A 14,696-nucleotide genomic window follows, 5' to 3' on the forward strand; every position below is an offset into this window, starting at 1 on the left:
GTTGTGGGGGGTGATTGTCATAAAACTGTCATAAATGTACGCGGGGCATTGATGCAACCCGGAAAATCAGCACTATCAACGGATATGAAACCCACCAAGAAAAGCCGGAAAACCCGCCCGGCTCGTGCACTGACATTGCTACAGCAGCTTGCTGCGGTTCCGGAAAAGCTCTTCACTGGCGCTTTCCGGCAGCAATATGCCGCGCTCTGCTTCCGTTATGCCGGCAATGGCGAGGAGGTCGAAATCCTCCTTGTCACGTCCCGTACCAGCGGGCGCTGGATCATTCCACGCGGCTGGCCGATGAAACGCAAGAAGCCGCACGAGGCGGCGGCAATCGAGGCGTGGGAGGAGGCGGGCGTGCGCGGCCGGGTGAAAAAGAATGCCGTCGGCCGCTATACCTATCTCAAGATGCTCGACAATGGCGATGTCGTTCCCTGCATGGTCGATGTGTTCCAGATAGAAGTGACGGAGGCGGAAACCAGTTTCAAGGAACGCGGTGAACGCCTGCTGGAATGGGTGCGTCCGGACGAGGCGGCAAGGCGCGTTCGCGATATCGAGCTGAAATCGCTGTTGGTCGATTTTCGCCCGAAGGGCAAAAAGAAGCGTCAGAGCGGCGTAAAGCTCTAGGCCCCGCTACAAGGGAGGTGGATTTCTTCAGGCGGCGGCCGCCAGCTTCTGGAGGCCGCATTCGCGGACGATCTCCGCAATATGGGCGAACTGCGCCGAGAGCGGATTGCTCTTGCGCCACACGATGCCGATGGTGCGGGAAGGACGAGGCTCCGCCAGTCGGAACACAGAGACCGTGGATTGCCGTGTCTCCATGTCGACCGCCATCTGCGGAATGAGCGTGACGCCGATGCCGGCGCCGACCATCTGCACAAGGGTGGAGAGCGAGGAGCCTTCCATCAGCACGCGCGGCGGCGCATTGGTCGTGCTGCAGAAGGAAAGGGCCTGGTTGCGGAAACAATGGCCTTCTTCTAAAAGCAGCAGGCGCATTTCGCCCAGCTTGTCGGCGCTCGGCACCGGCATGCCCGCATCCTCCATCGGCCGCACAAGGATGAATTCCTCCGAAAACAGTGGAACTTCCTCCAGCGCCGGCTCCGAGACGGGCAGGGCGACGATCGCCATGTCCAGCCGGGCTTCCAGAAGGTCGTCGATGAGTTTCTGCGTCACCGCCTCGCGCGGGCGAGCCTCCAGTCCGGGATAATGTCGCGTGAGTGTCTTGATAATCTGTGGTAAAAGGTAGGGTGCGACGGTGGGAATGACGCCGATGCGCAGGCGCCCGCTGAGCGGCCCATGCCGCGCCCGCGCCAGATCCTGCAACTCATCCACCGAACGCAAGATCGAGCGGGTTCGTTCGGCGAATTCCTCACCAAGCGCCGTCAGCCGGATTTGGCGGCTGCTCCGTTCGACGAGCGGCGCGCCGATCAGTTCTTCCAGCTCCCGGATCTGCAGCGACAGCGCCGGTTGGGAAATCGCGCAAGCCTCCGCCGCCCGGCCGAAATGGCCGATCTTGGCCAGCGCATCGAAATAACGGAGATGTTTCATGGAGAGCGCAATCATAAGCTCAGCATATCGCAGCCTTTAGAATATACAATTGGAAATTATGGAACCCGGCTGTTAGTCATCTTCATGACAGAAAGAGGCTGTAGCTGTGAGAGGTTACCAGCGTCGCTGCACGGTTTCCCATGACCAACTGCTGGCTCTGGCTTCCACGCTGCACATGTCGAATTGATTATTGGTTTAATTGTCAAACCCATCGGAGGGCGAAATGGACGCAACTTCAAAACCGGCTGGCAAGTGTCCTGTCATGCACGGAGGCAACACGGCCTCGGGTAAATCGGTGACCGAATGGTGGCCGAACGCGCTGAACCTCGACATCCTGCATCAGCACGATACCAAGACCAATCCGCTCGGCACCTCCTTCAACTATCGCGAAGCCCTGAAGACGCTCGACGTCGAGGCGCTGAAGGCCGATCTGCGCGCCCTGATGACCGACAGCCAGGACTGGTGGCCGGCCGACTGGGGCAGCTATGTCGGCATGATGGCGCGTGTTACCTGGCATGCGGCGGGCTCCTACCGCGTGACTGACGGTCGCGGCGGCGCCAACACCGGCAACCAGCGTTTTGCCCCGCTCAATTCCTGGCCGGATAACGTCAACACCGACAAGGGCCGCCGCCTGCTGTGGCCGATCAAGAAGAAATACGGCAACAAGATTTCCTGGGCGGATCTTATCGCACTCGCCGGCACCATCGCCTATGACGTCGCCGGTCTGAAGACCTTCGGTTTCGCTTTCGGTCGTGAGGATATCTGGGCTCCGGAAAAGGACACCTATTGGGGTGACGAAAAGGAATGGCTGGCGCCGAGCGACGGCCGTTACGGTGATGTGACCAAGCCCGCGACGCTGGAAAACCCGCTTGCCGCCGTGCAGATGGGCCTCATCTACGTCAACCCGGAAGGCGTCAACGGCAAGTCCGATCCGCTGGCGACCGCCGCACAGATGCGTGAGACATTCGCCCGCATGGGCATGGACGACGAGGAAACCGTGGCTCTGACCGCCGGCGGTCACACCATCGGCAAGTCGCATGGCAATGGCAGCGCCGCCAACCTCAGCCCCGATCCGGAAGCCGCCGGCCCGGAATATCAGGGTCTTGGCTGGATGAACACCAAGGGTCGCGGCATCGGTCGCGACACGGTGGTGTCGGGCATTGAAGGCGCCTGGACCAGCCATCCGACCAAGTGGGACAACGGCTTCTTCGACATGCTGTTCAAGCATGAGTGGACGTTGACCCACAGCCCCGCCGGTGCATCGCAATGGGCGCCGATTACCATCGCCGAGGAAGACAAACCCGTGGACGTCGAGGACGCCACGATCCGCACCATTCCCATGATGACCGATGCCGACATGGCCCTGAAGGTCGATCCGATCTACCGCGAGATTTCGCTGAAATTCAAGGACGATCAGGACCATTTCTCTAAGGTTTTCGCCCGTGCATGGTTCAAGCTGACGCATCGCGACATGGGTCCGAAGTCCCGTTATTTCGGTCCGGACGTTCCGGCGGAAGACCTGATCTGGCAGGACCCCATCCCCGCAGGCTCCACCAGCTACGATGTCTCCGCCGTCAAGGCGAAGATCGCGGCGTCGGGCCTTTCGGTTGCCGATCTGGTTTCGACCGCCTGGGATAGCGCCCGCACCTTCCGCGGTTCGGACAAACGCGGCGGCGCCAATGGCGCACGCATCCGCCTTGCACCGCAAAAGGACTGGGAAGGCAACGAGCCCGCCCGTCTTTCCCATGTGCTCTCGGTTCTGGAGCCGATTGCCCGTGAAACCGGCGCGAGCATCGCGGATGTGATCGTTCTGGCCGGTAATTACGGTGTGGAACAGGCGGCGAAAGCGGCTGGCTTCGACATTGCCGTGCCTTTCGCGGCCGGCCGTGGCGATGCTTCCGCCGAGCAGACGGATGCCGACAGCTTTGCCCCGCTTGAGCCCCTGGCGGATGGTTTCCGCAACTGGGTCAAAAAGGACTATGTGGTCAGCCCTGAAGAACTGCTGCTCGATCGCGCGCAGCTTCTGGGCCTGACCGCGCCGGAACTGACCGTGCTCATCGGCGGCCTGCGCGTCATCGGCGCCAATTACGCCGGTACGGCCCATGGCGTGTTCACCGACAAGCCCGGCGCGCTGACGACGGACTTCTTCACGACGCTGACGGATATGGCCTATTCCTGGGTTCCGACCGGCAACAATCTCTATGAGATTCGTGACCGCAAGACCGGGGCAGCCAAGTATACGGCGACCCGCGTTGACCTCGTCATTGGTTCGAACTCCATCCTGCGCGCCTATGCGGAAGTTTATGCGCAGGATGACAGCAGGGAGAAATTCGTGCGTGACTTCGTCGCCGCCTGGACGAAGGTGATGAACGCCGACCGTTTTGACCTTCTCTAAGAAAAATCCGGCTGTTTGAGAATAAACACCTCCCCGAGAAATCGGGGAGGTGTTTTTCGTTCTATCGACCGCCAAGGCGCAACGTTTGCCGCGACGGTGAAAGATTGCGGGACGCCTTATAGGCCCGCATTATCTTGTTTGCGCGGACGGTTTTCCTATCGCCGGTCCGAGGACGGAACCGGTTTGCCGGTCGGGGTTTTTCCGGCGTCTGGCGACGGGGCTTTGCCGTCCTTCTCGTTTTCATGCGCGTCCGGCCCAGCCACGATCACGCCACGGCCGTTCTCTTCACGCTTCTTGTCTGCGAAGTCGCCCGGTTCCTTCTTGCTGTCCATGGTAATCTCCCTTGTTGCACTTCTGTCAGGAGTTCAACGGCCGTCATGAGCAGAGGTTCCAGCGCGGTCGCCGCAGCGAATGTTTCACTTTATAACGATCTTTGCTATTAACATGAATTGATAAGTCATGTTAATGGGGCGGAGCGCGATGACTGGCGTGGTGCGCGCGCCCTTTCATACGCTTACCCCAGACCCGACAACCGGACGGTACCCGCATTGAGTTTCTGGCATTCCATGACCTGGCACACGGAAGGCATCAGCGTCACCGCGCCGGTGAAATGGCGCCAGTTCGACGGACTAGTCAGTGCTTTCTGGGAAGCGGAAAGCCAGATGGGAGCCAAGGGTTATTATCTGGCCGCCGATCCGCGTATCATGATCTTTTTCAACGATGTCTCCTCGCGCATCAGCATGTCCAACCGCAATGGCGAATTTACCAACCATTCGCGGCCGATGACACGGGCGGTTTATGTGCCCGCCGGCGTGCCGATGTGGACGAGCAGCAGCGCTACCCATCGGTTCTCGCATCTCAACCTGCATATTCATAAGGACCGGTTGTTGCGCTTCCTGTCACCGTCGGTCGGCAGTTCCGCGGCGATGTCGGCGCTGCGTCGCCCGGTCGAGATACAGGACATCGGTTCGGTGGAAACCCTTGCCGGCCTGCTTGTCGATGAGCTCTGCGAACCCTCGAAACATGCGGTCTATGCGGAAAGTCTTGTCGGCAGCATCGTTGCCGGCCTGCTGGATATTCCCGGCCCAGCGCCGGAGCAGGCCAATGGCAGGCTGACGCAGGCGCAGTTGAACAAGCTTCTTGCCCAGGTCGAAAAAAGTGGCGACGACCGTATGACGGTTGCCGAGATGGCCGATATCGTCGGGCTTTCGGAAAGCTGGTTCGCCACCGTATTTCGCCAGACCACCGGCAAGACGCCGCTGCAATGGCAATTGGAGCGGCGCATCAATGCCGCCCAGAAACTTCTGCTGGAAGGCGATCTGACGGTGGCCGATATCGCCGCCCAGCTCGGCTTTTCCGATCAGGCCCATCTGACCAAGGCTTTCCGCCAGTCCGTGGGCAACACGCCCGCCGCCTGGCGACGTCTGCACAAGCTGCTTTGACGGGGCGAGATCGGTGTCTTGATGCGGGCTGGTTAGATCCTCGGGACAAGCCCGAGGATGACGTGATGTGTGAGGAAATATATGCAATATTCTGAAAAATATTGCTAATATAGATTTTCACCACGTTTTTCGCAAGGTCACGGAAAACGCCCGGCCGGGATTATAAAAGTCAGCGCCGAACCCGCCATAAGAGACGTGTTTTTCGTTGAAGATGTTGGAAACATTGACGTCCAGCGAGGCGGTTTCCTGAATCTTGTAGCTGAACGCGGCATCCACGGTCACGCTGCTTCCTGTTTCGACCTTGTTGGCATTGTCGAAATAATAAGCGCCGGTGTAGCGGCCGCCGAGACCGAAGGTCATGTCGCCGAAATTGTCGTTGCCCGCAAGCGTATAATTGACCCACAATGAAGCCTGATGCTCTGGCACGAATTGCGGCCGGTTGCCGACATTGCCGCCGGTGCCGTTTTCGGTGATTTCCGCGTCGAGATAGGAATAGGCCGCCGTCAGGCTGAGATTGTCGGTCACTTCCGCCTTGGCTTCGAGATCGAGACCGCGCACGCGTACCTCGCCGATGGTGGTCGGCAGGCTGGTGATCGGGCTGGTAACGGTAATGTTGTTCTTCTTCAGATCGTAGATCGATGCGGTTAACAGGGCCGGGAAAGCGTCGGGCCGGTATTTCACCCCGAGTTCGATCTGCTCGCCGCGTTCGGGCTCTACCGTCAGGCCGGATGCGGGCACTACCGATTCGGCATAGCTGATATAAGGTGCGATTTCGTTGGTGACCTTGTAGGACACGCCGATGCGCTTGGTCAGTTCGCTGATGTCGCCGCTGGCCGTCGTGCCATTCAGCCGATTGGTCTGCTCGGTGTCGATCCAGTCGTTGCGCAGGCCGGCGCTGACGATCAGCCTGTCGAAGAAGGTGAAGTCCTGCTGGAGATAGATCGCCTTGGTCTTCTGATCCGTCAGGGAGTCGGCATAGAGCGGCACGGACGCGGGTGCACCGGTATAGACCGGGTTCATCCAGTTGATGCTCGGCGCAGCACCGAAGTAGCTTTTGCTGCCTGAGGTGTAGTCATTGTAGAAGACGCCGACGAGGCTGCGGCTTTCGACATTCTCAAACCGCGTGTCATATTGCAGGCGTGTGTCGATCAGGAAGTTTTCGGTCTCGGTGTCGTTTCCGAAATAGGACCGGTTGGCGATGGTCGAACCGTTGGTCGGTGTCGACGAGATATAGGCGTAACCGAAGTCCGTATTCGCCTTGCTGTAGCGCGCATTGGAACTCAGCGTCAGGCCGGAGCCGAAATCGTGGTCGAACATCACGCTCAGCGAATTGCGGTTCGTGCCGCGATAATTGTAGTCCGGTTCGCCGAAGAAGCGGCTCCGGTCGAAATGCGAGCCGACGGGATGACCGCCCCCGCCCGGAACGCCATCCTTGTTCAGATGATCGTAAACCACGGTAAGGCTGGTGACGTCCGTGGGGCGCCAGGTTAAGCCGCCCATGAAGAATTTCTCGTCGTCGCGGGAATAGTCATATTCCGCATCGGCATTTCTGAGCTTGCCGGTCAGGCGATAGGACAGCGTGTCGTCGCTGGTGATATTGTCGCCAAAGTCGAAGCCGGTTTCGGCGCGGCCATAGGAGCCGCCGGTGACATAGGCTTCACCGAAACGGGTGCGTTTCGGCACCTTAGTGGAATAATTCACCGAGCCGCCGGGATCCGAGACGCCAAAGGTGGTGGAATTTCCGCCCTTCAGCACTTCCACGCGCTCATAGGCATAGGTTTCTTCGCGCAGCGCGCCGAAGGGACGGCCAAGCGTCAACCCGTCGCGATAGGTATAGGCGTCGAAACCGCGAATCTTGAAATAGTCGAAACGGTCGTCGGAGCCGTAAAAATCCGTTGTCACACCGGCGGTATATTGCAGCGCCTCTTCCACGCTCTGCACGCCGCGCTGCTGCATTTCCTTGGCGGTGATGACGGAAACGGAGGCCGGTGTGTCGAGAATATCGGTCGCCATCTTGCTGCCGCTCGTGGTGCGGGTGGCGACAATGGACTTCTGGTCATTGTCGCCGCTTTCGATGGTGATGCGCTCCAGAACCGTGCTGCCGCCCGTATTGGCAGCTTCCTGCGCCAGCAGGGAGCCGGGCAGGGTAGCGACAAGCGCCGTGCAGGCAAGCAGCGCCGCATCCTGATAACGACGTCGCGTGGTTTTGCGGTGTCTGCCTTCGGTTTCGATATTCATTGGTATGTTCCAGACCTTGATGCCCCGATCGCCGCTTGCACGGCCCACTCTCGAAGGGCCCAATAACTTGAGAAAGTTTGTCCGGTATTGTAACTTTTTGCGGTTTTGTACAAAACCCCGGAAATTTCACCGCTGTTGCGACGCCATTTCCTGCCCGGGCTTGACGGGGGCAATTGAAGCTGAGAGTTCAAGTCCACTTTTGAACTTTTGAGAGCTCGCCAATGCTTTGCCCGTTCCGCTGCCTCGTGCCGGTATTTGTGCTTTTCCTGTCGATGATCGCGCCGAATATGGCCTCGGCGGAGGAGACAACCCGCTATCCCATCGTCATCAAACATGCGTTCGGCACGACCACGATTGCGAAGAAACCGCAGCGGGTCGCGACTGTCGCCTGGGCCAACCATGAGGTGCCGCTGGCCCTCGGCATCGTGCCTGTCGGCTTTGCGGCGGCCAATTTCGGCGATGATGACGGCGATGGCCTGCTGCCATGGGTGGCGAAGCGGCTTACCGAACTCGACGCGGCAAAGCCTGTTCTGTTCGACGAGGGTGACGGTATAGATTTCGAGGCCGTTGCGGCGACGCAGCCGGATGTTATCCTTGCCGCCTATTCAGGCCTCAGCCGGTCCGACTACGATACGCTGAGCCAGATCGCCCCAGTCGTCGCCTATCCCGTTTCTCCCTGGGCAACGGACTGGCGCGAGATGATCCGGCTGAACAGCGCCGGGCTTGGCATGGTTGCGGAAGGTGAGGCGCTCATCAAACGCATCGAGGGTGAGATTGCTGAGGTCGTTGCCGGCCATCCGCAGCTGAAGGGCAAGTCGGCCATGTTCGTCACCCATCTCGACGCCACCAATCTCAGCGTCGTCAATTTCTATACGGCCAATGATACCAGGGTGAAGTTTTTCGCCGATCTTGGGCTTGCCTCGCCGAAAAGCGTCTTGGAGGCGACGAAGCCGGGGCAATTCGCAGCCGGCGTCAGCGCGGAGCGTGTGGATGCCTTTGACGATGTCGATATCGTCGTGACCTATGGCAGTGAGCCGCTGCTGAATGCTATGCGGGCCGATCCGCTTCTCGCGCGCATGCCGGCCGTTGCCAATGATGCGATCGTCATGCTGGGCCGCGATCCGCTTGGCACCGCCTCCAACCCCACGCCGCTGTCGATTTCGTGGGTGTTGAAGGACTATGCCGATCTTCTGGCAAAGGCTGCCGACAAATCCTCCGGGAAATCGCAGTGACATTGTCCGGCCCTGGCAAAGCGACGGCCGCGCTGCTCGCCGGCCGCTCCAACCGCGTGCGAACGGCCTGGCTCGGTGCGGTGCTGGCGCTTCTCGCACTGCTATGTGCGCTCTCGGTCGCCATCGGCACGCGTGAGGTCTCTTTTGCGGATATTGTTGGTGGGCTCAGTGGCCGCGTCGAGACGGTTGCCGAGGCGGCCGTCGCGGTGCGCCTGCCGCGCACGCTGCTCGCGCTCCTTTCCGGGGCTGCACTCGGGCTGGCCGGGGCCATCATGCAAGGCGTTACCCGCAATCCGCTTGCCGATCCAGGCATTCTCGGTGTCAACATGGGGGCGTCGCTCGCCGTCGTCATCGGCATCGCATGGTTTGGCATCGCCACGGCGCAGGCCTTCATCATGGTTGCGATTGCCGGGGCGGGGGGATCTGCGGTTTTCGTTTATGTCGTCGGTTCGCTCGGGCGAGGCGGGGCGACACCGCTGAAACTCGCACTTGCGGGCGCCGCCACCTCCGTCGCCTTTTCCTCGCTCGTCATTGCCGTCGTGCTGCCGCGTAGCGATATTGCCGGCGGCATCCGTTCCTGGCAGATCGGCGGCGTCGGTGGGGCGACTTTCGAGCGCATCGAGACCGTGCTGCCCTTTCTGGCCGCCGGCTTCATCATCAGCCTGCTTTCGGCGCGCAAGCTGAATTCTCTGGCGCTCGGAGATGAACTCGCCGCCGGGCTTGGCGAGAATGTTGCGGTGGCGAGAGCCGTGGCCTCCTTCGGCGCCATTCTGCTTTGCGGTGCGGCTACCGCCATTTGCGGGCCGATCGGTTTTGTCGGGCTGGTGGTGCCGCATCTCTGCCGCCTGCTCGTCGGGGTGGACAATCGCTGGCTTTTGCCGTTCTCGGCACTTGGCGGGGCGTGCCTGCTGCTTGCCGGCGATATTGTCGGGCGCATCGTGGCGCGGCCGTCGGAACTCGATGTCGGCATTGTCACCGCCCTTGTCGGCGCGCCTTTCTTCATCTGGATTGTCAGACGCCAGCGGGTGCGTGAATTGTGACCATATCCGCTCCCGTCATCGAAAATCTCGTCTTCAACCGCCATACACGTCAGCGCCGACGTCGCCTTGTCATCGCCGCCCTGTCGGTGATCCTGATTGCCGCTTTCGCAATTACGCTGATGCTCGGACAATCCTTCACGCCGCCCGGCGATGTCATTCGCGTTCTGTTGGGGGAGGACATTGCCGGCGTCACCTTCACCGTCGGGCAGTTGCGCCTGCCGCGCGCGCTGCTTGCGGTCCTCGCTGGCCTGAGCTTCGGGCTCGGCGGCGTCGCCTTCCAGATCATGCTGCGCAATCCGCTCGCCAGCCCCGATATTATCGGCATCAGTTCCGGCGCAAGTGCGGCAGCCGTTTTCGCCATCGTCGTTTTGCAGATGAGCGGGCCGCTAATCTCGGTCTTCGCCGTCACCGCCGGTCTCGGCGTCGCGCTTCTCGTCTATCTCCTGTCCTTCCGCAACGGCGTGGCCGGAACGCGGCTGATCCTCGTCGGCATCGGCGTTTCAGCCATGCTGGAAAGCTTCATCGCCTATATACTCTCCGTTGCGCCGGCATGGACATTGCAGGAGGCAATGCGCTGGCTGACCGGAAGCGTCAATGGCGCGAAAATCACGCAACTGCTGCCGCTCCTCATCGCGCTCATCCTGTTCGGCGGCCTGCTCCTCAGCCGGGCGCGTGACCTGGAAGCGTTGAGATTGGGTGACGACGCCGCTGCAGCGCTCGGCGTGCGGGTGGGACGAACCCGTATCATCGTCATCATCGCCGCAGTCGGCATGATCGCCTTTGCAACGGCGGTCTCGGGTCCCATCGCGTTTGTCGCTTTCCTCTCCGGGCCGATTGCGGCGCGCATTGTCGGCAGCAACGGCTCGCTGCTCCTTCCTGCGGCGCTGATTGGGGCGGCGCTGGTGCTGGTGGGCGATTATTGCGGCCAGTTTCTGTTGCCGGGCCGTTATCCGGTCGGCGTCGTTACCGGCGCGCTCGGTGCGCCCTATCTGATTTACCTGATCGTGCGGGTCAACCGCAGCGGAGGCTCGTTATGACCGGCCACTCCCTTTCCGTGAACGGCCTGTCGGCCGGCTACGGCGAAAACCTCATCATCGACGGGCTGGATCTCACCGTTCCGCGCGGGAAGATCACCGTCATCGTCGGCGCCAATGCCTGCGGCAAGTCCACCCTGCTGCGCAGCATGTCGCGGCTCATTGCGCCGCGCGCCGGTCAGGTTCTGCTCGATGGAAAATCGATCCATCGTCTTCCCTCACGCGACCTCGCGCGGCGCATGGGCCTTTTGCCGCAATCGCCGATAGCGCCGGAGGGTATCGTGGTTGCCGATCTCGTCAGCCGTGGCCGGCACCCGCATCACGGCCTGTTCGCCCGCTGGTCGCGGCAGGACGACGAGGCGGTCGCCGCAGCCCTTGTCGCCACCGATACGGTGGAACTGGCCGAGCGGCCGGTGGACGAGCTTTCCGGCGGCCAGCGGCAACGCGTCTGGATCGCCATGGCGCTCGCCCAGCAGACAGACATATTGCTGCTGGATGAACCGACCACCTTCCTAGATATCAGCCATCAGGTCGAGGTGCTGGATCTTCTGACCGACCTCAACCACGCCCGCGAGACCACCATCATCATGGTGCTGCACGACCTCAATCTCGCAGCCCGTTATGCCGATCATCTCGTCGCCATGAAGGACGGGAAGCTGCATGTGTTCGGCACGCCGGAAGAGGTGCTGACGGAAGAGAATGTCCGTCACGTCTTCGGCATCGAAAGCCGGGTCATCGAAGATCCGACCTCGGGCAAGCCGATGATGCTGCCGATAGGGCGGCATCGAACGGTGGCGGGGGTGGCAATAGGCGTATCTCTTTAAGATACGACCCTGTTGACTTCTGTGCGTATCTGTTTATGATACCAACATCACGAGGCCAGCAATGATCCGTTCCTTCAAAAACAAGCTGACCGCATCGATTGACGACGGATCTGTGAAGAAGGGCTTTCCCGCCGATCTGGTACGCCGCGCCCAGCAGCTGCTCACGATCCTGGATGCGGCGACCACGGTAGAAGACCTTCGCTCACCGCCCGGCAATCGTTTGGAAAAGCTGTCCGGCGATCGTGAGGGCCAATATTCGATCCGGATCAACAAGCAGTGGCGCATCTGCTTCGTCTGGACGGAAGCAGGACCGGAAAGCGTGGAAATAACCGACTATCACTAGTCTGGAATTCTCATCGAGAGGCTCATGAAAAATCGGCCAAGGAGGGCCAGCGAGCATGACAATCAGCAAATCGCCTCCGATCCATCCGGGCGAAATCCTGCGGGAACTCTATCTTGAGCCGCTGGGGATGTCGGCTTACGCTCTTGCAAGGCACCTCAATATTCCGCGCACCCGCATAGAACGGATTGCGGGAGAGAAACTTGGTATCACCGCCGACACCGCCTTGCGCCTTGCAAAATTTTTCAAGACCACACCGGAATATTGGCTGAACTTGCAGAACGCCTTTGACATTAAGGCGGCGGCTGCGAGGCTGGAAGCAGACCTTGCCAATATCAAAGAACTGGAAGCGGCCTAATTCTCAGCCGCCTGTCAGGTCACGGCCAGGCCGCATAAGATGGCGGCGGAACCTTCTGCATTCGCGTTGCCGTTCTCCTGAAACGGCCGGGAGATGTGCCCTCGTTGCGGGTGAAGAAGCGATTGAAGTAGCCGGGGTCCTGAAAGCCCAATCGGAATGCGATTTCAGCGACTTGCAGCGATGAGTTCACAAGAAGGTCGCGCGCTTCGGAGTGCAGTTCCCGGTGAATATAGGCCTGCGGCGAAAGCCCCGTCGCCTTGCGCACCGCAAATCCCAGCCGTTCGCGATTGACGCCGAGTTGCCTTGCATAGTCTTCCACGCCCCATTGATCACGTTTGTGCTGGCTGACCAGCAGCACAAAACGCTCGGTGAGGCTGCCAGGCGTGGAGACGGCTGCGGCAATATCGGCGATGGCGTGCTGGCATATGCGAATGAGGGTGACGGAGAGGAGGCTGGTGATGATCGTGTCTGAACCGGTTGTCGCGCGGACATTTTCGCTGGCGATGGTCTCGAGATAACCCGCCAGTTCCTGCCGGTCCCTCTCCGCCGGCGTCTGCGTCAGAACACGTTGCAATATATTGCGAACAGCGCTTGCGCTCGTGCCGGTGGGCATCGCATGGGCAAGCCCGATTTCCGTCGTCTTAAGCAGCGATCCACGGCTTCCGGCATTCAGCCGTAGGCGGCCGTTAGGACCGATGGGCAGCCAGATCAGCCCTGGTGCCGGGACAGGCAGCGTCTTTTCACCCTGTATGATTTCCGCTTCCCCGGCGGACAGGAGAAGGAGATGGGCGCTATCCGATTCCAGCCGGAACTCGGATATGCGCAGCGTCGAGGCGAGGGTGCGCGCCGTGATCTCCACGCGATTGCCGGCGATCTGGCTGTGCAGCGGCATTAGACCTCCAAAAGTACAATAATGCGCTACATTAGTGCATTTTATATGCGGCTGTCATTGCTAAACTTCGATCAGCGCAGGGGAAAGCCTTGAGGAGAACGGCAACCCCGACAACGCGCTTTGGGAGGAACATCATGAATAATCTGAAGCGCAGAACGCTGTTCTGCCTGCTCTCCAGTGCTGCCCTGTCGGCGGTATTTTTCGGTCACGCCAATGCGCAGGACCGCACCTCGGTGAAGATCGGTTACGCCGTCTCAAAAAGCGGCGCCAACGCCACGGGCGCCGGCATCACCACCATTCCCAACTACAAATTATGGGTGAAGGAGGTCAACGATGCCGGCGGCCTCACCCTGCCGGATGGCAAGCGCCTGCCGGTGGAAGTGGTGGAATATGACGACCGCTCCTCGGCCGAGGATGCGGTGCGGTTCACCGAGCGTCTGGCCAGCCAAGACAAGGTCGATTTCATTCTGCCGCCCTGGGGAACGGGCTTCAATCTGGCCGTCGCTCCGCTCTACGACCGTTTCGGTTATCCGCAGCTTGCGGTGACGGGCGTCACCGACAAGGCACCCGATTTCGCGGCACGCTGGAAAAAGAGCTTCTGGATGCTCGGCGGCGGCCATGACTATGCCAATGCACTGGCCGATGTTTTGAAAGCCGCACGCGATGCCGGCCAGATCAACGACAAGGTCGCGGTGATTTCCGTGGCTGACGGTTTCGGCATCGATCTCATCAAGGCCGCGCGGCCGGCGCTGAAGGAAGCGGGTTTCACGCTTGCTTACGACAAGACCTATCCGGTCGGCACCTCGGATTTCGCAGCACTTGTGAACGAGGCGGCGGCGAGCGGCGCGGACAGCTTCATTGCCTTTTCCTATCCGCCCGACAGTTTCGCGGTGACGAAACAGGCGCAGACCGCGCGATTCAACCCGAAGGTTCTTTATGTCGGTGTCGGCGGTGCTTTTCCGATCTTCCCGAAGGTCTCCGATGGCAAGCAGGAAGGCGTGATCAGCATCGGCGGCGTCGATGGCAGCAGCGACAAGATCGAGGATTATTTCAAGCGCCACGAAGCCTTCATCGGCGCCAAGCCGGACAGCTGGGCAAGCGCCATCACCTATGCGAGCCTCGAAATGCTGGCCCAGTCCGTTCAACGTGTCGGCCTTGATAAGGCGGCGGTGGCAAATGAGCTTTCGACGGGAAGTTTCGAGACCGTCATCGGCCCGGTCAAGCTTGAAGACAACCAGCTTCGCCAGCTCTGGTGGGCGGGACAATGGCAGGGTGACCGTTTCGTGGCGATTGCGCCCGCAGACCGCCCGGGCGCAGCGAAGCCGGTCATTCCGAAGCCGCAATGGTGAGCCT

Annotated in this window: 14 protein-coding genes; 10 read left to right on the top strand and 4 right to left on the bottom strand. The window is 60.5% G+C overall.

All coding sequences use genetic code 11. From position 1 onward, the window contains the following. Positions 1–84: 84 nt before the first annotated feature. Positions 85–627, top strand: coding sequence for an NUDIX hydrolase (locus ACQZ48_RS17500; protein ID WP_077983440.1), 543 nt, complete (start codon positions 85–87; stop codon positions 625–627). Between the two features lie 27 nt (positions 628–654). Here the strand turns inward: ACQZ48_RS17500 and ACQZ48_RS17505 are convergent, their stop codons facing one another. Beyond that, positions 655–1,563 carry a hydrogen peroxide-inducible genes activator gene (locus ACQZ48_RS17505; protein WP_077983959.1) on the bottom strand — a complete coding sequence of 303 codons (909 nt, stop codon included), beginning with the start codon at positions 1,561–1,563 and terminating at the stop codon, positions 655–657. A gap of 208 nt (positions 1,564–1,771) precedes the next feature. On the opposite strand from ACQZ48_RS17505, the gene katG reads away from it, so the two are divergent. Next, complete coding sequence (gene katG, locus ACQZ48_RS17510) at positions 1,772–3,943, top strand: catalase/peroxidase HPI (RefSeq protein ID WP_448729086.1); 2,172 nt, start codon at positions 1,772–1,774, stop codon at positions 3,941–3,943. A gap of 155 nt (positions 3,944–4,098) precedes the next feature. On the opposite strand, the gene ACQZ48_RS17515 is transcribed toward katG, so the two are convergent. Next, on the bottom strand, positions 4,099–4,275 hold the full coding sequence (locus tag ACQZ48_RS17515; RefSeq protein WP_077983957.1) for a hypothetical protein: 177 nt from the start codon (positions 4,273–4,275) through the stop codon (positions 4,099–4,101). A 216-nt stretch (positions 4,276–4,491) separates the two neighbouring features. On the opposite strand from ACQZ48_RS17515, the gene ACQZ48_RS17520 reads away from it, so the two are divergent. Beyond that, positions 4,492–5,385 (top strand): helix-turn-helix domain-containing protein, encoded by an 894-nt coding sequence (locus ACQZ48_RS17520; RefSeq protein WP_448729087.1) that lies wholly within the window; start codon positions 4,492–4,494, stop codon positions 5,383–5,385. 117 nt (positions 5,386–5,502) lie between these two features. Here the strand turns inward: ACQZ48_RS17520 and ACQZ48_RS17525 are convergent, their stop codons facing one another. Then, positions 5,503–7,623, bottom strand: a complete 2,121-nt coding sequence (locus ACQZ48_RS17525) for a TonB-dependent siderophore receptor (protein WP_448729088.1) — start codon at positions 7,621–7,623, stop codon at positions 5,503–5,505. Positions 7,624–7,844: 221 nt separating this feature from the next. Here ACQZ48_RS17525 and ACQZ48_RS17530 point away from each other — a divergent pair, with 221 nt between their 5' ends. The 6 genes from ACQZ48_RS17530 (at position 7,845) to ACQZ48_RS17555 (ending at position 12,451) form a co-directional block, all read left to right on the top strand. Next, positions 7,845–8,855, top strand: a complete 1,011-nt coding sequence (locus tag ACQZ48_RS17530; RefSeq protein WP_077983954.1) for an iron-siderophore ABC transporter substrate-binding protein — start codon at positions 7,845–7,847, stop codon at positions 8,853–8,855. After that, complete coding sequence (locus ACQZ48_RS17535) at positions 8,852–9,895, top strand: FecCD family ABC transporter permease (protein WP_448729089.1); 1,044 nt, start codon at positions 8,852–8,854, stop codon at positions 9,893–9,895. Before ACQZ48_RS17530 ends, ACQZ48_RS17535 begins: the two co-directional genes overlap by 4 nt. Beyond that, positions 9,892–10,932: a FecCD family ABC transporter permease gene (locus ACQZ48_RS17540; protein ID WP_448729090.1), complete on the top strand. Its 1,041-nt coding sequence runs from the start codon at positions 9,892–9,894 to the stop codon at positions 10,930–10,932. The genes ACQZ48_RS17535 and ACQZ48_RS17540 overlap by 4 nt, the downstream gene beginning before the upstream one ends. Next, positions 10,929–11,753 (top strand): ABC transporter ATP-binding protein, encoded by an 825-nt coding sequence (locus ACQZ48_RS17545; RefSeq protein ID WP_448729091.1) that lies wholly within the window; start codon positions 10,929–10,931, stop codon positions 11,751–11,753. The genes ACQZ48_RS17540 and ACQZ48_RS17545 overlap by 4 nt, the downstream gene beginning before the upstream one ends. A 61-nt stretch (positions 11,754–11,814) precedes the next feature. Beyond that, positions 11,815–12,096 (top strand): type II toxin-antitoxin system RelE/ParE family toxin, encoded by a 282-nt coding sequence (locus ACQZ48_RS17550; protein ID WP_020009805.1) that lies wholly within the window; start codon positions 11,815–11,817, stop codon positions 12,094–12,096. A gap of 55 nt (positions 12,097–12,151) precedes the next feature. Next, entirely contained in the window at positions 12,152–12,451 is a 300-nt protein-coding gene (locus ACQZ48_RS17555) for a HigA family addiction module antitoxin (protein ID WP_035264270.1), read from the top strand. Positions 12,452–12,470: 19 nt separating this feature from the next. Here the strand turns inward: ACQZ48_RS17555 and ACQZ48_RS17560 are convergent, their stop codons facing one another. After that, the gene (locus tag ACQZ48_RS17560; RefSeq protein WP_448729092.1) at positions 12,471–13,343 is read right to left on the bottom strand and encodes a helix-turn-helix transcriptional regulator; all 873 of its coding nucleotides are present in this window, start codon (positions 13,341–13,343) and stop codon (positions 12,471–12,473) included. A 134-nt stretch (positions 13,344–13,477) separates the two neighbouring features. Between ACQZ48_RS17560 and ACQZ48_RS17565 the strand changes: the two genes are divergently transcribed. Further along, positions 13,478–14,692, top strand: a complete 1,215-nt coding sequence (locus ACQZ48_RS17565; protein ID WP_077983948.1) for an amino acid ABC transporter substrate-binding protein — start codon at positions 13,478–13,480, stop codon at positions 14,690–14,692. Positions 14,693–14,696 lie beyond the last annotated feature (4 nt).

The organism is Agrobacterium sp. 22-209-1 (assembly GCF_053522485.1).